Source organism: Streptomyces sp. AcH 505, from assembly GCF_000818175.1.
Classification (GTDB): domain Bacteria; phylum Actinomycetota; class Actinomycetes; order Streptomycetales; family Streptomycetaceae; genus Streptomyces.
In genome coordinates this window covers 6321233-6339430 of record NZ_JTIY01000001.1, presented here as the reverse complement: position 1 = coordinate 6339430, position 18198 = coordinate 6321233, and the positions used below count along the sequence as shown (strand labels likewise).

Here is an 18198-nt window from a genome sequence, read left to right as displayed (position 1 = left end):
GCGGGCTGCGGCCGAGACCGCAGACCTTGGCGGCGTAGGCGTGGGCGGCGATCTCGTCGGCTCCCGCGACATGCCCGTACACCCGGCGGCTGCCGAGGCGCAGGACGACATGGCCGAGCGCGCGCCGCAGCGCCGTCTTGGCGGGTCCGTGGTGGAGGTGTTCGTGGACGGCTTCGTGCGCGAGCGCCGCTGCTCTGACCGAGCCGCGGGGGTACCAGTCGCGCCAGCCCAGCCGCTCGGCCAGGTCCTCGGCCGCCCCGATCGTGTCGGTGTACAGCTCGACCGTCTCGGGCCGTGAGGTGTAGCGCGCCAACAGGCCGATCTCCAGGCCGCCTTCGCTCTCCACGACGCGCGCGGTGCACGGTACGAGGGCGAGCGAGGCGCCGAACTCGGCCGCGGCGTACGCCCATCGGCGCAGCAGCTCCGGATCGCGCCCTTCGTGCGTGGGGGTACCGGCGAGCAGTTGTACGCCGAACTCGACGTCGGCCAGACCGGCGAGCCCGCGCAGCTTCCCCAGGCTGTCCAGGTCGGTGCGGGTGGCGGTCATGTCCTCGCCTCCACCACGGCGACGACCGGCTCGTCGGCGGCGCGTGCGCGCAGTTCGCTGCGGGCCAGGGCGAGCAGCGGCTGCGGGTCGAGGACCCCCGACAGGTCGGCGATGCGCGAGCCGATCAGCAGCCGCAGCGCCGGGGCGCGTACGCCGCCGTCGCCGTACGAGGTGGACTCGTCGACGAGCGAGGCGAGCACCTGGGCGGCTGAGCCGACCGTGGTGGTCTCGACGCGCGCGTCGGGCGCGTGCAGCCTGACGACGCCGTCGGCGTCGACGACCCGTACCGGATGGCGGGTCGCGCGGAACCGGCGGTGCACCTCGGTGCCGTACACGGTGTGCGACGGGGTGCCTGCCAGCACCCTGACGTCCGCCGGGTCGGCCTTCAGACTGGCGGCGGCCGCGCGCAGCCGCTCCTCGTCGTCGGCGCGGTGCGAGCGGTCCTGGGTGCGCAGTTCGGTCGCGCCGGTGGCGACGGCGCGCACGGTGTTGGTCTGCGGGTCGACCGTGACCTCCACCTCGACGCCGTCGGCCGCCGCGCCCTGCGCGATGACGGCCTGTTCGGCCTCGGCCCGCACGGCGAGGATCTGCTCCTGTCCAGCGCCGGGGATGATCCGCTCGATCTGCTCACGGACCAGCGCGAGGGCGACCCCGATGGGGCTGATGACCTCGTTGTGCCGGGCGATCCTGCCTTCGTACCCGGAGACGGCGGCCAGATGCGGGGTCACGGATGCCGCACCCCCTCCCCCGCCGACCAGCACCGCGGTGTCCTTGTCGAGGCGGTAGTCGCTGATCATCGCGTCCACCACGGTCTTCACCTGCTCCGTGCCCGCGTCGAGCACCTGGGCCGCCGCCGTGGCGACGTCGACGCCGAGGGCGGCGGCGAGCGGGGCCAGCGCGGCCTTCGCCACGTCCTGGTCACAGCGGGCGAAGTCGCCCTCGGGGACCCGGCCGAGCGCGTTGGCCGCGCAGGTCATGGTGATCGCGAACCGGCCGCCGGCCGCGTCGAGGACCGCGTAGTCGGCGGGGTCGTCCGCCATCGGGCTGACGGTGGCGAGCTTCGCGTCGCGCAGTTCGTCCGCCGTCGCGTAACAGGCGTACGGCAGGCCGGCGATGTGCGCGCTGCGCGGCCCCACGGCGGTGACCTTGCCGCCGTCGATCCGCACCATCGACCCGCCGCCGACGCCGACGGTCCGGACGTCGAGGGCCGACAGGTACGAGGTCTTGCCGAGGATCGTCGCGTGCCGGACGGCCACCTTGCCGCGCCGTACGACGCTGATGTCGGTGGACGTGCCGCCGGTCTCCAGGAACAGCCCCTCGCTGATCCGCTCCTGCATCAGCGCGCCGGCCACGCCTGCGGCGGGCCCGGACAGCACCGTGAGCAGCGGCCTGCGCCGCATCTCGTCCAGGGACATCACACCGCCGTCGCAGCGCATCACCATCAGCGGCGCCGTCACGCCCGCCTTGGTGATGGAGGCGTCGACCAGATCGGCCGTGGCCAGCATCCGGGGCAGGATCGCCGCGTTGACCACGGCGGTACGGGTGCGCTTCTGCAGCCCGTACAGCGAGGTGATCTGGTGCGCGGCCGTCATCGGCAGCCCCCGGCCCGAGGCGGCGGCGAGCACGGCCTCCTCGCCCTCGGGCCTGTCGACGCTGAACGGCTGGCTGGCGACGAGGACTTCGGCGCCCTCCCTGACCACCTCGTCGACGGCGCGGCCGACTTCGGCCGCGTCGTCGGGGTCACCGACGTGCGCGTAGGCGAGCGGCAGGTGCTTGCCCGGGGTGAGTTCGAGCTTGCGGAAGGCCGCGAGCCGGCGGGTGAGCGCCGCGCCCGGTCCCGTGCCGATGCCGATGAGTCCGACGGTGGCGACGTCGCCCTCCAGCAGGGCGTTGGTAGCCTGGGTGGTGCCGTGGGCCAGGAAGGCGACGTCCTCGGGGGCGTTTCCGGTCTGCTCCAGCAGCCGGTCGAGCGCTTCCACGATGCCGTGGGCGACCCCGTCCTCGTGGTGGTGGCTGGTGGGAACCTTCACCTGCCCCAGTAGTTCCAGGGTCGCGGCGTCTACGGCCACGGCGTCGGTGAAGGTTCCGCCCACGTCGATGCCGACGCGGATGCGGTGGGTGGTCATGGTCTGGGCACCTCCTTGTGCTGTGTTGGCGGGTACGCGGGCGGTGGGCCGGGCGGGGCAGGTGGAGCTGCTCCCGTCCGGCCGGTACCGCCGTGGGTGCGCGGGTTGTCAGTAGCCGCGTACGTCGGGCCAGTGGCGCTGGACCCCCGAGCGGTCGAGGAGGGCGGCGAACTCGTCGAACCGCTTGTCCTCGGACTGCACCTGACGGGGTTCCACACCTTCGGTGAGGCAGTGCGCGGCCAGGGCACCGGCGACCTCGCCGATGTTCCATTCCACCGGGTGGAGCCGGTAGCAGCCGTTGGTGATGTGGGTGGTGCCGATGTTCTTGCCCGCGGGGAGCAGGTTGCGGACCCGGCGCGGCACGAGCGCGCCGAGCGGGATCTCGAACGGCACGGAGCCGATGTCGATGTAGTTGTCACCTCCGGTGGACGGGTGCAGATCGATGCGGTAGCCGCCGACGCCGATCGAGTCGCGGTACTTCGTGCCGCCGTGCGGGCCGACCAGGTCGATCGCGACGTCGTGCTCGGTGATGGTGGTGACGGCCTTGATCCGGCGCGACTCGCGGATGTACGGCGCCTTGGCGAGGCCGTCGGCGGTGCCCATGACATCGGGCCGCAGCCTGAGGCCGGGGAATCCGGCGCCGCCGTCGGCGCGCGGCGCCTCGGTCTGCAGCCAGTACAGGACGGACAGCGAGAGCTGCCTGGCCTCGGCGACGGCCTGCGCCGTCGTCTCCTCGCCCGCGCCGATCAGCGGCTTGAGCCAGTAGTCGTTGAGCGGCCAGTTGACGAGGGTGATGTCGGAGTCGAAGGCGCCGGGACGGTGCAGCTTACGGGCCAGCACCCGGCGGAAGCCGAACAGCTCCTTGTCGCCCGCGTCCGCCGACTGGTCGGCGGAGACGTCCAGCGGGTCGAGCTCCGGATTGGGTACGAAGGTGCGCGGCACGGCCTCCAGGGTGCGCGGGTCGGGCGCGAGGAAGCCGAGCAGCGGCCCCGGCCAGAAGTCGGGCCGGTAGGAGCGCCAGAAGTCGTAGTCGGCGGGCTTGTCGATCGTGTGGTCCTCGCCCTCGTGGTGCGAGAGGGCGAAGCAGACCGTGATGCCCTGCTGGTTGAGCGGGTCGGCGGTCTCCGGGGCGTGCGGCTCGCCGAACTCGTCGCGCGACTCGGCCCCGACGGCGTACTCGACCCCGGCCAGCTCCAGCAGCTCGCCGGTCTCGGTCGCGTCGATCACGTACCGCGCGGTGACGGTCCGCCGCGCGCCGTCGCGCAGGCTCTCGACGGTGACGGACCGTACGGTGTCGTCCTCGGCCTCGGCGGCGACGGGACGGTATTCGGTGAGCAGCGTGAGCCGGCCCGAGGCGAGGTGCGGCGCGAGCATCGCCTCAAGCACGGCGAGAGCGACGCGCGGCTCGCCGCAGAGCTTGCTGACCCGCCCGGCGCCCGGGTTGAGGTCGGTGAGGGCGAGCGCCTCCGAGCGCAGCGGGTACCACTGGCGGTAGTACGTCCTGATGGACTCGCGCAGCTGACGGTACGAGGCGGTGGTGCCGAACTGCTCGACCCAGGGGTGTTCGTCCGGGGGGACGGCCTGTGAGGTGAGCTGGCCACCGATCCAGTCGGTCTCCTCGGTCAGTACGACGCTGCGTCCGGCGCGGCAGGCGGCGAGTGCCGCTGCCACGCCGCCGAGTCCGCCACCGACGATGAGAATGTCCGGTTCGGGTGTCACGAGTCTCCTTGTGGTGCTGAGTGGTGCTGTGCGGTTCGTGTGCGGTTGGTGTACGGCCGGGCGCGGGGGTCAGCCGTGCCCGGGGGGCGGGCCCGTGCTGGCGCCCGGTCTGAAGGCGCAGGGGACCAGGGGTTCGGCGGCTTCCTCACCGGCCACGAGCGCGGCGAGCATGCGTACCGCCGCCGCGCCGAGCTGGGGGCGCGGGACGTCGAATCCGGTGGGCACCGGTTCGGCCGCGAGGTCGGGCGGCGGGTTGCCGAGTACGGCGAGTGAGGCGTCCCTCGGGCAGTCGAGACCGGCGGCACCGGCGGCGGCGTGCAGCGCGCGCCAGGCGCCGCCGGTGTCGGTCTCCTCGGCGACGAAGGCGGTCACCCCGTCGTCGAGCCAGCCGCGCAGCCGTTCGGCGGTGAGGTCCTGTTCGGGGGCGGCCGAGCGGAAGACGGCCTCGGGTCCCGCCGGCAGTCCCGCCTCCTCCAGCCCTTTCAGGAAGCCGTGTTCACGGTCGGTGGAGGCGGGCGCCTCGTCGTCCTCCCGTACGAGCACGATCCGCCGGTGGCCCAGCGCGGCGAGGCGGGTGACGACCTCATGGCTGGCGCTGACGTAGTCGGCGCCGACCCAGGCCAGCCCCTCCAGCTCGTCCCTGCGGCCGACGTGGACCACCGGGAAGCCGTCGCTGACCAGCCTGCGCAGCTCCTCCGCCGGGGCGTGCCGGCCGAGGAAGACACAGCCGTCGGCGAGCCGGACCCGGCTCAGCGCGTCGGGCCCCGCGGCGCCCGCGCCGCCGGAGCTGGAGCCGGTGAACAGGACCAGGTCGTAGCCGCGTGCGGCGGCCTCCTGCTCGACACCGACCAGGAAGGGGTAGTACGAGTGCTGCACATCGGTGGGGAACGTGGCGGTGAAGCTGAAGACCCCCAGCAGGTCGTTGCGGGCCGCGGCGAGCCGCCTGGCGGCCGGGTCGGGGACGTAGCCCAGGCTGCGGGCCGCTTCGAGCACCTTCCGCCGGGTGTCCTCGGAGATCACGGCGCCCTGCTTCTTGCCGCCGAGCACCAGCGAGACCGTGGCCTGCGAGACACCGGCGAGCCGGGCGACCTCCGCCTGGCGCGGGCGTGACGTACGTCCCGCCGGCGCGGGTGCCCGACCTGGCCGGGACCGCTTCCTGGGTTCGTCCACCGTCGCTCCTCAGAGTTACTAATGCGCATTAGTAATGCGCATTAACGAGTACTGTGGGCCTACCGGCCGTCCGCGTCAAGAGGCTCGGCAGACTTATTCGCAACTCGCGTCGCGGCCCTTCTGCCACTGCCGTATCTGGCCGTACGGTGTGACCTTTGCCCCGACGATCAAGGCGGTCCTGCCATGGCCCTCTTCGACCTGCCCCTCGACGGTCTCCGCGAGTACCGCAGCGCGTCCCGCGAACCTGCGGACTTCGACCGGTTCTGGGCGGACACCCTCGCCGAGACCCGCGGCCATGACCTCGCCGCCCGGTTCGAGCCGGTCGCCACGGCGCTGACCACGGTGGACGTGTTCGACGTGACCTTCGCCGGGTTCGGCGGGCATCCCGTCAAGGGCTGGCTGGTGCTGCCGGCCGGGACGAGCGAACCCCTGCCCGCCGTCGTGGAGTTCGTCGGGTACGGCGGCGGCCGCGGCCTGCCGCACACCCATCTGCTCTGGGCGTCGGCCGGCTTCGCGCACTTCGTGATGGACACCCGTGGACAGGGCGCGAGCTGGGGCGGCGGCGACACCCCCGACCCGGTGGGCAGCGCGTCGGCCGTGCCCGGCTATCTCACCCGGGGCATCGACGATCCGCGTGGTTTCTACTACCGCCGGGTGTTCGCCGACGCGGTGCGCGCCGTCGAGGCGGCCCGTTCGCATCCGCTGGTGGACGCCTCGCGGACCGCCGCCGCCGGGGTCAGCCAGGGCGGCGGAATCACCCTCGCCGTCGGGGGTCTGGTGCCCGATCTGCTGGCGATCGCCCCCGACGTACCGTTCCTCTGCGACTTCCCCCGGGCGACCACGCTCACCGACCGCGAGCCGTACCGCGAGGTGGGCAGATACCTCAAGACCTTCCGGGGCCGTACGGAACACGTCGCCCGTACGCTCAGCTACTTCGACGGGGTGCACTTCGCCGCGCGCGGGCGGGCCCCCGCGCTCTTCTCGGTGGCCCTGGAGGACCAGACCTGCCCGCCGTCCACGGTCTTCGCGGCCTTCAACGCGTACGCGAGCGGCGACAAGGCGATCGAGATCTACGACTTCAACGACCACGAGGGCGGCGGGCCGTACCAGCAGGCAAGCCAACTGAAGTGGCTGCCGCACCTGTTGAATTCCTGACGGCAGCCGGCTTGGTCCCGGACGGCTCAGCGGAGCACGACACACCCGCGCCGCGCCAGCGCCTCGTCGAGCCGTGGCTGGGGCTCCAGGTCGTTCCAGCGCAGGTCCAGTTTCTCCAGGGCGGGCAGCCGGTCCAGCCACTCCGGCAGCCGGCTGAGCCGGTTGGCCCGCAGGTCGAGCCCGCGCAACAGCGGCAGCCCGGCGAGCGGTCGGGGCACCTGCGGCAGGGCGTTCTCGCGCAGATCGAGGTGGCGCAGCTCGGTGAGTCCGGCGACGGAGTCCGGCAGCCGGTCGATGGCGTTGCCACGGAGCCACAGTTCGCGGAGCCGGTGGAGCCGGCCGACGCTGTCGGGCAGCGTCGTCAACCGGTTGTGCTGGGCGCGCAGTTCGACCAGTGCGGCGAGGTCTCCGATGGTGTCGGGGAGTGTGCCGATGCGGTTCTCACCGATGTTGAGGTAGCGCAGCGCGGTGAGCCGGCCCAGGGTGGCGGGGAGTTCGGTGAGCCGGTTGTCGTGCAGATACAGGTAGTCGGTGAGGGCCGGGAGGTCGCCCAACGCGTCCGGCACCGAGGTGAGTTCGTTGTGTCCCAGGTCGAGGGTGCGCAGCTCGCGCAGTCGCGCGATGCCGGCGGGGACCTCCGTCAGCTGGTTGTCGGCGAGGATCAGGACCCGCAGTCCGGTGTCGTGCCACAGCGACGGCGGCACCTTCCCCAGGTGGTGCCGCCAGAGGTTGAGTGTGGTCGCCATGGCGGGCGACCTACCGGGTGTGCGCGGTCATCTGGTCGATGAGCCGCTCCGTCGCTTCGGGGCCGAAGCACAGGTCCAGGCTGTCGGACGACTCGCCGGCGGAACGCTCGCTGCGCGGGAACAGCGCCTGCTCGTACGCGGTGAGAGCGGCCTCCGTGTCGCCGGGGTGGCCGACGATCGCGGCGGCCAGCTCGGCGCCGTCGAGCATGGCGAGGTTCGCGCCCTCGCCCGCGAAGGGCGACATCAGATGCGCGGCGTCGCCGAGCAGGGTCACGCCGGGTGTGCGCTCCCACCGGTGCCCCACGGGCAGGGCGTGCACGGGCCGGGGTACGAGCGCGCCGTCGGCGTCGCCGATCAGGGCGCGCAGCCGCTCGTCCCAGCCGTCGAAGTGCTGGAGGAGTGTCTTCTTGGCGGTGCCGGCGTCGGTGAAGTCGATGCTGTCGAGCAGGCCGATCGGGGCCTTGACGGCGATGTAGGCGTGCAGGGAGCCGTCGTTCTCCACATGGGTGAGGAATCCCTTCTCGTCGGCGAGCGCGAACATCATTCCGCTGCCCGCGAGTTCGGCGCTCGCGCGGTGCCGGGTCGCCGCGTCGTGGAGGTCCGCCTCGACGAAGGAGACACCGGAGTACTCGGGCACGGCGGCCGAGACCAGCGGGCGGATCCTGGACCAGGCGCCGTCGGCGCCCACCAGCAGGTCGGTGGTGAAGGTGGCGCCGTCGGCGAGGGTCACCTCGTGCCGGCCGCCGCCCAGCGGGCGGGCACCGGTGACCTTGGCGCCCCAGCGGATCGTCCCTTCGGGGAGCGAGTCCAGCAGGATGCGGCGCAGGTCGTTGCGGTTGACCTCGGGGCGGCCGCCGTCCTCGGTGTCGTCCTGGAGCCGGACGGTGCCGTTCTTGTCGACGATGCGCATCGCCTCGCCGCCGGGGTGCACGGCGGCACGGAATTCGTCGTAGAGCCCGGCGGCCCGCAGGGCGACCTGCGCGGAGTCCTCGTGCAGGTCGAGCATGCCGCCCTGGTCGCGGGCGGTCGGTGAGGGGTCGAGGTCGTACACGGCGGCCTCGATCCCGTGGACGTGCAGGACGCGGGCGAGGCTGAGGCCGCCGAGTCCAGCGCCGACAACGGTGACGGGGTGGTGAGTGGACATGGCTGCTCCTTGGAAGTGCGGGTGGGGCCGGCCCTATTCGGGGGCCGGGGTGGCGAGGATGCCGCCGATGAGGACGTGAAAGCCCCAGCTCAGACGCTGCTGGGGGGTCCCGGACAGCAGCTCGTCGCCGTGCGTGGCGACCTGCGGATGCCGCTCGTCGGCGGCGCCCCGCACCGCGGCGGTCAGCGCGTCCCAGTCGTCCTGGGCCTCGGTGTCCTGGCCTCGGGTGGCCTGCTCGGCGGCGGTGGCCGTCGCGTGCTGGAGCAGCAGGTCGAGCGCCCAGGCCGCCTCCCGCCGTGGTACACCGCCCTCGGCCAGCAGCGCGAGCAGCGCCTCGACCAGATCGAGGTAGTGGGCACCCGAGGGCCGGGCGACCAGGGCCGACCTGGCGAGGGCGGGATGCGCGAACAGCACGTCCACGTACGACGTGAGGACGCGTACGAGCCGGTCGCGCCAGTCGCCCGCCCCCTCGGGGGCCAGCTCGACGGCGCCGAGCAGTTCGTCGAGTACGGCCGCGTGCAGTTCCGCGGTGTTGCGGACGTACACGTAGAGCGAGGCGGGTCCGGTGTCGAGCTGCTGCGCCAGCCGGCGCATGGTGACCCGTTCCAGACCTTCGGCCCGCATCAGTTCGACGGCTGCCGCGACGATCCCGGCCCGGGTCAGGGCCGGTTTCGCGGGCCGCTCCCGGCGGCTTCGGGGTACGTCGGCGTCTGCTGTCATACCTCGACCATAACGAACATGTTCGCTGCGAACAAGTTCGTAGCGAACATGTTCGTCCGCGCGTCGCCTCAGACGTCCCTCCGGACTCCTCGCTCAGCTGTTGTGCTGCCGGTCCTCCCGGTGCTCCCGGTGGTCCGGCCTGCGCCCCGGCGGCTGGTCGGGGGCCGGGCGGGAGGGGGCGTGCGCGATGTGCCGGGTCTCCGGCGCCTCGCCCGAGACGGTGAGCGTCTCGCCGTGGTGGGAGATCTTCATCGGCGCCCCCGACACCAGCGTGTACGTGGCGGCGTCGCTCTTGATCTCCACCTTCAGCCGCCGCCCCAGCAGCTCCATCGTGAACGCCAGCCTGCTGAACCGCTCGGGCAGCCGCGGGGTGAACGCCAGCGAGTCGCCGGTGTGCCGCATCCCGCCGAAGCCGGCGACCAGCGCCATCCAGGTACCGGCGAGGGACGCGATGTGCAGGCCGTCCCGGGTGTTGCTCTCCAGATCCTCCAGGTCCATCAGCGCGGCCTCGACCAAGTAGTCGTAGGCCAGGTGCAGATGGCCGACCTCGGCGGCGATGACCGCCTGGCTGCAGGCCGAGAGTGACGAGTCCCGTACGGTGATCGGCTCGTAGTAGGCGAAGTTACGGGCCTTGTGCTCCTCGGTGAAGAACTCACTGCACTTGTACATCGCCAGCACCAGGTCGGCCTGCTTGACCACCTGCTTGCGGTAGAGGTCGAAGTAGGGGAAGTGCAGCATCAGCGGATAGTCCTCGGGGCGCATGGCCGCGAAGTCCCAGTACTGGTGGCCGGTGTATCCGGCGGCCTGCTCGTGCACCCCCAGCTCCGCGTTGTACGGGACGTGCATCGCTTCGGCCGCGTCCCGCCAGGCGGCGCTCTCCTCCGCGTCCGCCCCCAACTCGGCTGCCTTGTGCGGATGCCGCTCCACCACGTCGGCAGCGGCCAGCAGGTTCGCCCGGGCCATCAGGTTGGTGTACGCGTTGTCGTCGGCGATGGCGCTGTACTCGTCGGGGCCGGTCACGCCGTCGATGTGGAAGGCGCCGTGCGGGTCGTGATGGCCGAGCGAGCGCCACAACCGGGCCGTCTCCACCAGCAGTTCGACGGCGCATTCGCGCTCGAACCCCTCGTCACCTGTCGCCGCCACATAGCGGATGGCGGCGTCGGCGATGTCGGCGTTCACATGGAAGGCGGCCGCGCCGGCCGGCCAGTAGGCGGAGCACTCCGAGCCCTCGATGGTCCGCCAGGGGAACGCGGCGCCCTTGAGACCGAGTTGATCCGCCCGGTCCCGGGCGGCCGGCAGGGTGCTCTGCCGCCAGCGCAGCGCCTCGGCGACCGCGCTCGGCGCGGTGTAGGTGAGCAGCGGCAGCACGAAGGTCTCGGTGTCCCAGAAGGAGTGGCCGTCGTAGCCCGACCCGGTCAGCCCCTTCGCCGGGATGGCGCGCTGCTCGGCGCGCGCGCCGGCCTGGAGGACGTGGAACAGGGCGAACCGTACGGCCTGCTGGATCTCCTCGTCGCCGTCGACCTCGACGTCGGCCCGCTCCCAGAAGTCGTCCAGATAGGCGCGCTGTTCGTCGACGAGCCCCTGCCAGCCGGTGCTGAAAGCGCCGGCGAGCGCCGCGTCGACCTGGTCCCGCACAGCGGGCAGCGAGCGGATGCTCGACCAGCCGTAGGAGACCAGCTTCTCCATCCGCAGCTTCTGCCCCGCCTCCAGGACGGAGGTGACGGTGAGCCGGCTGACATCGGCGCCGCTCTCGCTGCTGGTACGGGTCGGCGCGGGCCCTTCCACGACATGGTCGGCCGCGGCGGCGACCCGCAGCCCGCTCTTGCGCGTGAGGTGGACCAGCCGCAGCCGGTTGCCGTCGGCCAGGTCCTCCTCGGCGTCGAGCGACGATTCGAGCGCCACGGCGGTGCGCGGGTCGCCCGCGGTGTGCGGGAGCTGTTCGTTGGCGACGAGTTCCGACTGGATGACGATCCGCACCTGCGAGTCGACCGCCTCGACCTCGTAGGCGACGGCGGCGATGGCGCGCTGGCTGAAGGAGACGAGCCGGGTGGAGCGCACCCGTACGACACAGCCGGCCGGCGAGGCCCACTCGACGGTGCGGCGCAGCACACCGCCGCGCAGGTCGAGCACGCGCTCGTGGCTGATGAGCCTGCCGTAGCGCAGGTCGAACGGCTCGTCGTTGACGAGCAGCCGGATGATCTTACCGTTGGTGACGTTGATAACCGTCTGGCCGGACTCGGGGTAGCCGTATCCGGCCTCCGCGTACGGCAGCGGGTGCAGTTCGTGGACCCCGTTGAGATACGAGCCTGGCAGCCCGTGCGGCTCCCCCTCGTCGAGGTTGCCGCGCCAGCCGACGTGCCCGTTGGAGAGGGCGAAGACGGACTCGCTCTGCGGCAGGACGTCCAGGTTGAGGCCCGTCTCGCGCAGGGCCCACGGCTCGACGGCGTACGAGGTGTGCGTGATCATCCCTGCGACTCCAGCTCGGCGAGGTCCTTGACGACGATGTCCGCGCCGTGGCTGCGCAGCGCGTCGGCCTGGCCCACCCGGTCGACGCCGACCACGTACCCGAAGTGGCCCGCCCGGCCGGCGTCCATGCCCGCGAGGGCGTCCTCGAACACCGCCGAGGCGGCTGCCGTCACACCGAGGTCCTTCGCCGCCGCCAGGAACGTGTCGGGGCGCGGCTTGCCCGGCAGCCCGCGCTCGGTGGCGACGACGCCGTCGATCCTGACCTCGAACAGCGCCTCGGCGCCGATGGAGCGCAGGATGTCCTGGCAGTTCGCGCTGGAGGAGACGACGGCGGTCTTCAGACCGCTCGCGCGGGCGGCCTTGACGTAGCGCAGCGTGCCGTCGTACGCCTCGACCCCGTCCTTGCGGATCTTCGCGAGCAGCAGGTCGTTCTTGCGGTTGCCGAGGCCGTGCACGGTCTCCTGGTCGGAGCCGTCGTCGGGCTGTCCCTCGGGCAGTTCGATGTCGCGCGAGGCCAGGAAGGCGCGCACCCCGTCGGCGCGCGGTTTGCCGTCCACGTATTCGTCGTAGTCCGCGCCCTTGTCGAACGGACGGAAGCCGTCCCCGTCGCGCCGGCGCAGGAACTCGTCGAACATCTCCTTCCAGGCGGCCGCGTGCACGACGGCCGTCTTGGTGATCACACCGTCGAGGTCGAAGAGACACGCTTCGATCTCGTTCGGCAAACCGAGCTTCGTCATGCAGGGCACCTTCCCAGGGGCGGGACACTGCTGGTCCGGTCATCGTAGGCCGGGCCAGGTGGCCCGGCCCGTCAGCCCCGCCCGGGCGGGCGACGACGGGTAGGACCACGTGCAGTGTGATCGTCCTGTAACGGTTGCCCGGCGACGGCCTTCCGACTCTTTCCGTCCGCCGTGGCCAACGGATACTGACCTCATGCCGCGCGTTTTGCTGATCGAGGATGACCATGCCGTCCGCCAGGGGGTGGAGCTGGCCCTGCGCCGGCACGACCATGAGGTCATCGCGGCGGCCACCGGCGAGGAGGGTCTTGACCACCTCCGCTCGTTCCGGCCCGACGTCGTGGTGCTCGACCTGATGCTGCCCGGTATCTCGGGCCTCGACGTGTGCCGCCGGATCCGGGCGCACGACCAGATCCCGATCATCATGGTCACCGCGCGGGGTGACGACATCGATGTCATCGTCGGTCTTGAGGCGGGCGCCGACGACTACGTGATCAAGCCGGTCCAGGCGCGGGTGCTCGAAGCGCGGATACGTGCCGTGCTCCGCCGGTTCACCGATCAGCCGCAGCAGCGGATCGAGACGCACGGGGACCTGACCATCGACCGCTCGGGCCTGGTGATCACCCTGCGTGGTGAACCACTCGCCCTCGCACCGTCGGAGCTGCGGCTGCTGCTGACGCTGTCCGCGGCGCCGGGGCAGGTCCTCAGCCGGCAGCAACTGCTCGAAGCGGTCTGGCAGCACAGCTACCACGGAGACGTGCGGCTGGTGGACGCCTGCGTCAAACGGCTGCGGACCAAGATCGGCGAACCGCCGGGGCAGCCCCGCTACGTGCGGACCGTACGCAGCTTCGGCTACCGGTTCCACTCCTCCTCATGACGGCCTTCACCGCCCTGCGCGGGCTGCGGTTCCGGCTGCTTGCGGCCTTCGCGCTGGTCGCGGCGGTCAGCGCGCTGGCCACCGGCGCGCTGACCTTCCGCGAGGCCCGCACCGGTGTGCTCCAGCAGAGCCAGGACACGGTCGTCAAACAGTTCAGGGACACCGTCGACGCCGAGGCGCCGCAGGTCACGATGCCGTTGACCGAGGACCGGCTGGCGGAGCTGGTCACCGCCGTGTCGCGGGCGAACAGGTCACAGCACTGGCGGGTGCTCGGCACGTACGGAGAGCTGCAGGCCAGCTCCGAACCGGGCGACGAATTCGACGAGTTGACCCCCGAACTGCGCGAGTCCGCGCGCAGCCGCCCGGTCGCGGCGTTCCAGCGCGTCGCACGGCAGGACACCTCCGTACTCGTGGTCGGACTGCCGGTCACGTACAGCACCGCCGACCAGCCCACGTCCGGCGGACCCGCCTCGGGTCTGACGCTGTATCTGGCCGTCTCGCAGAACACCGAACAGGCTTATGTGGACGCGCTGATCACGGCGATCGAGCGCGCGGCCGTCCCCGCGCTCGGTCTGGCCGTCGTCCTCGCGCTGCTCGCGGCACGCGGTGTGCTGCGGCCGGTACGCGCACTGCGCCACGCCACGCGCAGCATGGCCGAGGGGCGGCTCGACACGCGGCTCGCCGTCAACGGCACGGACGAACTGGCCGATCTGTCTGCCACGTTCAACGACACGGCAGCCGCGCTTGAGCAGTCCGTCTCGGAGCTGCGCCGGATGGAGGCGCAGGCGCGCCGCTTCGCGTCCGACGTCTCGCACGAACTGCGCACTCCGCTGGCCGCGATGTCGGCCGTGACGGACGTACTGGACGAGGACGCGGCGCAGTTGACGGGCGAGACGGCGGACGCGGTGCGGCTGGTCAGCGCGGAGACGACGAAACTGGTCCGGCTGGTGAACGACCTGATGGAGATATCCCGCTTCGACGCGGGGGCCGCCGAACTCGGCCTGGACGAGATCGATCTGGCGGAGTCCCTGCGCCGTACGCTCGCCTCGCGCGGCTGGCTGGACCAGGTGGAGCTGCTGCTGCCGGCCGGCGGCGCACTGCGCGGGCTGGTCGATCCGCGCCGGATCGACGTGGTGGTCGCCAATCTCGTCGGCAACGCGCTCCGACACGGCGCGCCGCCGGTGGTGCTACGGCTCGGCGCGGCCGGGGCCTCGGTCGCGGTCATCGAGGTGGCCGACCACGGTCCGGGGATTCCCGAGCGGGACATGCCGCATGTCTTCGAGCGCTTCTACAAGGCGGACACCACCCGCGCCCGCAGCGAGAGCAGCGGGCTCGGTCTCGCCATCACGCTGGAGAACGTACGTCTGCACGGCGGGACGGTGCGGGTGGCCGACCGGCCCGGCGGTGGCACGGTGTTCACCGTGCGGCTGCCGCTGGACGGGCCACCGCCCGGCCGGCCGGCGGACCGTGGAAAGGATGTGCGGTGAGAACGACCCGCCTGCTGGCCCTGTCACTCGGCGTCGCGACGACACTCCTGGCGTCGGGCTGCCGCATCCCGCCGTCCGGAGTCATCCAGGCCGGCGAACCGGCCAACGGCCTGCGCGCGTTCGTGACGCTCTACTGGGTGGACCGGGGATCGGCGGAGCACGGCGGGCTGCACCCGGTCTCCCGCCCCGCCGACGAGGTCACCGGGGTGGCGGCGGCCGTCAGCACACTCGTCGCGGGGCCCACCGAGTCCGAGTGGCAGAGCGGCCTGGCCACGCAGCTCCCGACCCCCATGCCGGCGCCCAGCGTCACCGTCACGGGCAGCGCGGTGACCATCCGGCTCCAGCCGGGGTTCCCCCGGCTCACCGGCACGGCGATAGGCCAGTTGGCGTGCACCGCGACGGCCGCCTGGCAGAGCAGCGGCCAGGCGGACGACGGCGCGGACGTACGGGTCACGGTCACCTCGCCGCCGGACACGGACCCGGGCGCGGGAACGGAGGCGGGACCGGCCGCACGGGCCAAGTCGTCGGGATGGCAGGTGCGGCGGGACGGGGCCGACTGCCCGTCCCGTCCCACGCCGTCACGCGCCGACCCCGCCGCGACCCCGCCGGCGGGTGAGGTCGGGGGTGGTGAGATCGGGGGCGGCGTCGCCGGTGGCGGCGGCGTCGTTCCCCCGACCGCCGCACCGTCGGGCTGAGGTCCCGACAGCCCTGCTCAGCCTGCCAGTTCGCCCAGGAGCGCCCAGGTGCGGCGCCGGGCGGCCTCCCCCGCGACGTCGGTCCCCGAGAACACCACTTCGGTGGCTCCGGCGTCCCGGTAGCGCTGTATCTCGGCGGCGACCGTCTCCTCGTCACCGATCACGGACACGTCCGACGCCCGTGTGCCGCCGGACAGTTCGATCACCCGGGCGTAGGACGGGATCGGCTCGTAGAAGGCGAGCTGTTCCGTCACGGTCTCCCGTACGGATTCGACGTCGTCGGTGACCACACCATGCACGAACGCCACGATCCTGGGCGCGGGACGTCCTGCCTCCGCCGCTGCCGCCGTCACGGCCGGGACGATGTGCTCGGCCAGGGCGCGCGGCCCGGCGAGGTACGGCAGGATCCCGTCGGCCAGTTGACCGCTGACCCGCAGCGCCTGCGGACCCATCGCGGCGACGAGCAGCGGCACCCCGCCCTCGGCGCCGGGCACCCGCGCGGGCAGCGGTGTGGCGGCCGTGAGCAGTTCGCCGTGGAAGTCGGCCGCGCCGGTCTCGGTCAACTGCCTCAGCGCGGTGAGGAATTCGCGCAGCCGGGCGATGGGCCGCTCGTGCGGGATGCCGAACCCGCTCTCGATCAGGCTCTTGGCACCGAGGGCGAGTCCGAGGTGGTAGCGGCCATGGGTGGCCGCCTGGGCGGTCTGCGCCTGGCTGGAGACGATCAGCGGGTGGCGCCCGAAGATCGGAATGGCCGAGGTGCCCACCTGGAGGGTGGGCACCTCACGCCCGACGACGGCGGCGAGCTGCGGAGAGTCAGCGCCGAAGGTCTGCCCGAACCAGGCCGACCGCAGCCCGGCGGCGGCGGCCTCCCCGGCGAGCCGTACGGTGGCGTCGACCTGGTTCTCGCTGCCGGCTTGGTGAAGTGCGACTCCGATAGTCATGTCGATGAAAACCGACGGTGGTTCACCGCGCATTCCGGTTCACCTGTGACAGCTTCATGTCGGTCGTGTGAAGCGCCGACCGGCCACGGTCAACGGCCTTGCAGGGCCTTGACGTTGTTGCCGAAGGTCCAGTTCTTCGCACCGTCCCAGTTGAGCGACCAGGTCATCAGGCCCTTGAGGGCGCCGTTGTACTTGTTCCACGCCTGTGTCACCAGATTCGGGGCCATGTATCCCCCGCCGGCCCCCGACTGGGCGGGAAGTCCCGGTACTTGCTTGTCGTAGGGCACCTTGACCGTGGTGCCCTGGACGACCAGGCCCTTGTTGAGGCAGTCGGTCTGCGCGGTGAACCCCGCGACCGTCCCCGCCTCGTACGAGTCGGCGGCGCAGCCGTACATGCTTCCGTTGTAGTACTGCATGTTCAGCCACCACAGCCGGCCGTTGTCCGCGTACTTCTTCACGATCGGCAGATACGCGCCCCAGATCGAGCCGTAGGTGATGCTGCCCCCGGTGACATAGGCCGTCTCCGGCGCCATGGTCAGTCCGAAGCCCGCCGGCATCTGCGCGAGGACTCCGTCGATGATGCGGATCAGGTTGGACTGGGACGCGGAGAGCTGGTTGATGTTGCCGCTGCCGGTGAGGCCCGTCTCGATGTCGATGTCGATGCCGTCGAAGTTGTACTTCTTCAGGATCGGCACGACCGTGGCGACGAACCGGTCGGCCACGGCCGTGGAGCTGAGGTCGATTCCCGCGGTGGCACCGCCGATCGACATCAGTGTGGTCAGCCCGGCCGCCTTGGCCTGGCACATCTCGGCGGGGGTCGGCACCTTCACCGTGGCGTCCATCCCGTTCTCCCACAGCACGGTGCCGTCCGAACGGATCACCGGGAAGGCCAGGTTGGCGACGTTGTAGCCGTGTGCGGCGATCCTGCTGTCGGTGAGGGGGATCCAACCGAGCGGCGGGTGGACGCCGTTGGCGGCGCCGTCCCAGTTCTCCCAGTACCCCTGGAGCACCTTGCCGGTGGGTCTCGGCTTGAGGGCGCAGGTGTCGGCCTGGGCGCCCGCCGGGGCCCGTGCGGGTTCCGGCGCGGGCGCGGCGGAGGCGGAGAGCTGGGGCAGTTGAACCGCGAAGGCGAGGGTCAGGCACGCTCCGAGCGTGCGCAGTTTCCGGCTGATCATGCGGTGCTCCCTTCTCGGCGCGGCTCACCGGAGGTAGCGGTGCGACGCCCGTGGGGGGTTGGGGACACACGTGCAAGGGTGCGCCACAGGCTAGATTGGTCCAGACCTTTCGTCAATGGGTCTGCGGCACACCGGAGTTCCGCCGTCCGAGGACCGAGCAGGGACCGGGCGCGGCCGGTCGCGCCTCGGTCCCCGCGTGCCGGTCGGGCCAGGCCGGTCAGGCAGGCGGGCCCTGTTCGACGCGGCGCAGCACCGGGCCGAGCTTGTCGAGTCCCGCGCCGCCCTGGAGCTGCCGTTCGTCCCACCAGGTGGCGCCCGCCTCGGCCAGCGGCCCGAGCAGATCCTGTGCCTCGGCCGTCCCGGTGGGGCTGGCGCCGCCGAGGACGATGTCGAAGGGGGCCTCCTGCGGGGCGTCGCGGTGCTCCCGTACGTACGCGACCAGCTCCCGCACCTGGCCGACCGGCGGCGCCTCGCCGTGCCGCGCGTCGGCGAACAG

At 72.1% G+C, this 18198-nt stretch carries 15 protein-coding genes and 1 pseudogene; 4 read left to right on the top strand and 12 right to left on the bottom strand.

Annotated elements, in window-relative coordinates; genetic code table 11:
* From HY68_RS44170 to HY68_RS28200, 4 genes are all read right to left on the bottom strand, one after another.
* Positions 1-547 (bottom strand): hypothetical protein (locus HY68_RS44170; protein ID WP_041994044.1); only part of this gene is annotated, 547 nt, incomplete at its 3' end.
* Positions 544-2673, bottom strand: a complete 2130-nt coding sequence (locus HY68_RS28210; RefSeq protein WP_041994039.1) for a hydantoinase/oxoprolinase family protein — start codon at positions 2671-2673, stop codon at positions 544-546. The genes HY68_RS28210 and HY68_RS44170, both read right to left, overlap by 4 nt.
* Before the next feature lie 108 nt (positions 2674-2781).
* Positions 2782-4392 (bottom strand): FAD-dependent oxidoreductase, encoded by a 1611-nt coding sequence (locus HY68_RS28205; protein WP_041994036.1) that lies wholly within the window; start codon positions 4390-4392, stop codon positions 2782-2784.
* Positions 4393-4461: 69 nt separating this feature from the next.
* Complete coding sequence (locus tag HY68_RS28200; protein ID WP_041994034.1) at positions 4462-5562, bottom strand: LacI family DNA-binding transcriptional regulator; 1101 nt, start codon at positions 5560-5562, stop codon at positions 4462-4464.
* A 183-nt stretch (positions 5563-5745) separates the two neighbouring features.
* On the opposite strand from HY68_RS28200, the gene HY68_RS28195 reads away from it, so the two are divergent.
* Positions 5746-6717, top strand: coding sequence for an acetylxylan esterase (locus HY68_RS28195; RefSeq protein WP_041994032.1), 972 nt, complete (start codon positions 5746-5748; stop codon positions 6715-6717).
* A 26-nt stretch (positions 6718-6743) separates the two neighbouring features.
* On the opposite strand, the gene HY68_RS28190 is transcribed toward HY68_RS28195, so the two are convergent.
* From HY68_RS28190 to HY68_RS28170, 5 genes are all read right to left on the bottom strand, one after another.
* Complete coding sequence (locus HY68_RS28190; RefSeq protein ID WP_041994030.1) at positions 6744-7463, bottom strand: leucine-rich repeat domain-containing protein; 720 nt, start codon at positions 7461-7463, stop codon at positions 6744-6746.
* A 10-nt stretch (positions 7464-7473) separates the two neighbouring features.
* Positions 7474-8607, bottom strand: a complete 1134-nt coding sequence (locus tag HY68_RS28185) for an NAD(P)/FAD-dependent oxidoreductase (protein ID WP_041994027.1) — start codon at positions 8605-8607, stop codon at positions 7474-7476.
* Positions 8608-8640: 33 nt separating this feature from the next.
* Positions 8641-9327 carry a TetR/AcrR family transcriptional regulator gene (locus HY68_RS28180; RefSeq protein ID WP_041994024.1) on the bottom strand — a complete coding sequence of 229 codons (687 nt, stop codon included), beginning with the start codon at positions 9325-9327 and terminating at the stop codon, positions 8641-8643.
* Positions 9328-9420: 93 nt separating this feature from the next.
* Positions 9421-11793, bottom strand: coding sequence for a glycosyl hydrolase family 65 protein (locus HY68_RS28175; protein ID WP_041994021.1), 2373 nt, complete (start codon positions 11791-11793; stop codon positions 9421-9423).
* Positions 11790-12530, bottom strand: coding sequence for a beta-phosphoglucomutase family hydrolase (locus tag HY68_RS28170; protein ID WP_041994018.1), 741 nt, complete (start codon positions 12528-12530; stop codon positions 11790-11792). Before HY68_RS28170 ends, HY68_RS28175 begins: the two co-directional genes overlap by 4 nt.
* A gap of 193 nt (positions 12531-12723) precedes the next feature.
* On the opposite strand from HY68_RS28170, the gene HY68_RS28165 reads away from it, so the two are divergent.
* Genes HY68_RS28165 through HY68_RS39690 form a run of 3 tightly spaced genes read left to right on the top strand, consistent with a single transcriptional unit; the run spans position 12724 to position 15586 of the window.
* A complete protein-coding gene (locus HY68_RS28165; protein ID WP_041994015.1) occupies positions 12724-13404 on the top strand; it encodes a response regulator transcription factor in 681 nt (226 codons plus the stop codon).
* Positions 13401-14891, top strand: coding sequence for a HAMP domain-containing sensor histidine kinase (locus HY68_RS28160; RefSeq protein ID WP_041994012.1), 1491 nt, complete (start codon positions 13401-13403; stop codon positions 14889-14891). Before HY68_RS28165 ends, HY68_RS28160 begins: the two co-directional genes overlap by 4 nt.
* Positions 14888-15586: a hypothetical protein gene (locus HY68_RS39690; RefSeq protein ID WP_052457206.1), complete on the top strand. Its 699-nt coding sequence runs from the start codon at positions 14888-14890 to the stop codon at positions 15584-15586. The genes HY68_RS28160 and HY68_RS39690 overlap by 4 nt, the downstream gene beginning before the upstream one ends.
* Before the next feature lie 17 nt (positions 15587-15603).
* Here the strand turns inward: HY68_RS39690 and HY68_RS28150 are convergent, their stop codons facing one another.
* From HY68_RS28150 to HY68_RS28140, 3 genes and pseudogenes are all read right to left on the bottom strand, one after another.
* Entirely contained in the window at positions 15604-16527 is a 924-nt protein-coding gene (locus HY68_RS28150) for a TIGR03564 family F420-dependent LLM class oxidoreductase (RefSeq protein WP_041997402.1), read from the bottom strand.
* Between the two features lie 89 nt (positions 16528-16616).
* The gene (locus HY68_RS28145) at positions 16617-17702 is read right to left on the bottom strand and encodes a chitinase (RefSeq protein ID WP_041994009.1); all 1086 of its coding nucleotides are present in this window, start codon (positions 17700-17702) and stop codon (positions 16617-16619) included.
* A gap of 217 nt (positions 17703-17919) precedes the next feature.
* Positions 17920-18198, bottom strand: a pseudogene (locus tag HY68_RS28140) (LLM class flavin-dependent oxidoreductase); the annotation flags it as partial.

Coding starts and splice junctions, on each gene's coding strand:
- HY68_RS28165 (WP_041994015.1), top strand. CDS start 12,724: ATGCCGCGCGTTTTGCTGATCGAGGATGACCATGCCGTCCGCCAGGGG.
- HY68_RS28195 (WP_041994032.1), top strand. CDS start 5,746: ATGGCCCTCTTCGACCTGCCCCTCGACGGTCTCCGCGAGTACCGCAGC.
- HY68_RS28180 (WP_041994024.1), bottom strand. CDS start 9,327: ATGACAGCAGACGCCGACGTACCCCGAAGCCGCCGGGAGCGGCCCGCG.
- HY68_RS28185 (WP_041994027.1), bottom strand. CDS start 8,607: ATGTCCACTCACCACCCCGTCACCGTTGTCGGCGCTGGACTCGGCGGC.
- HY68_RS28175 (WP_041994021.1), bottom strand. CDS start 11,793: ATGATCACGCACACCTCGTACGCCGTCGAGCCGTGGGCCCTGCGCGAG.
- HY68_RS28210 (WP_041994039.1), bottom strand. CDS start 2,673: ATGACCACCCACCGCATCCGCGTCGGCATCGACGTGGGCGGAACCTTC.
- HY68_RS28150 (WP_041997402.1), bottom strand. CDS start 16,527: ATGACTATCGGAGTCGCACTTCACCAAGCCGGCAGCGAGAACCAGGTC.
- HY68_RS28160 (WP_041994012.1), top strand. CDS start 13,401: ATGACGGCCTTCACCGCCCTGCGCGGGCTGCGGTTCCGGCTGCTTGCG.
- HY68_RS28170 (WP_041994018.1), bottom strand. CDS start 12,530: ATGACGAAGCTCGGTTTGCCGAACGAGATCGAAGCGTGTCTCTTCGAC.
- HY68_RS28190 (WP_041994030.1), bottom strand. CDS start 7,463: ATGGCGACCACACTCAACCTCTGGCGGCACCACCTGGGGAAGGTGCCG.
- HY68_RS28145 (WP_041994009.1), bottom strand. CDS start 17,702: ATGATCAGCCGGAAACTGCGCACGCTCGGAGCGTGCCTGACCCTCGCC.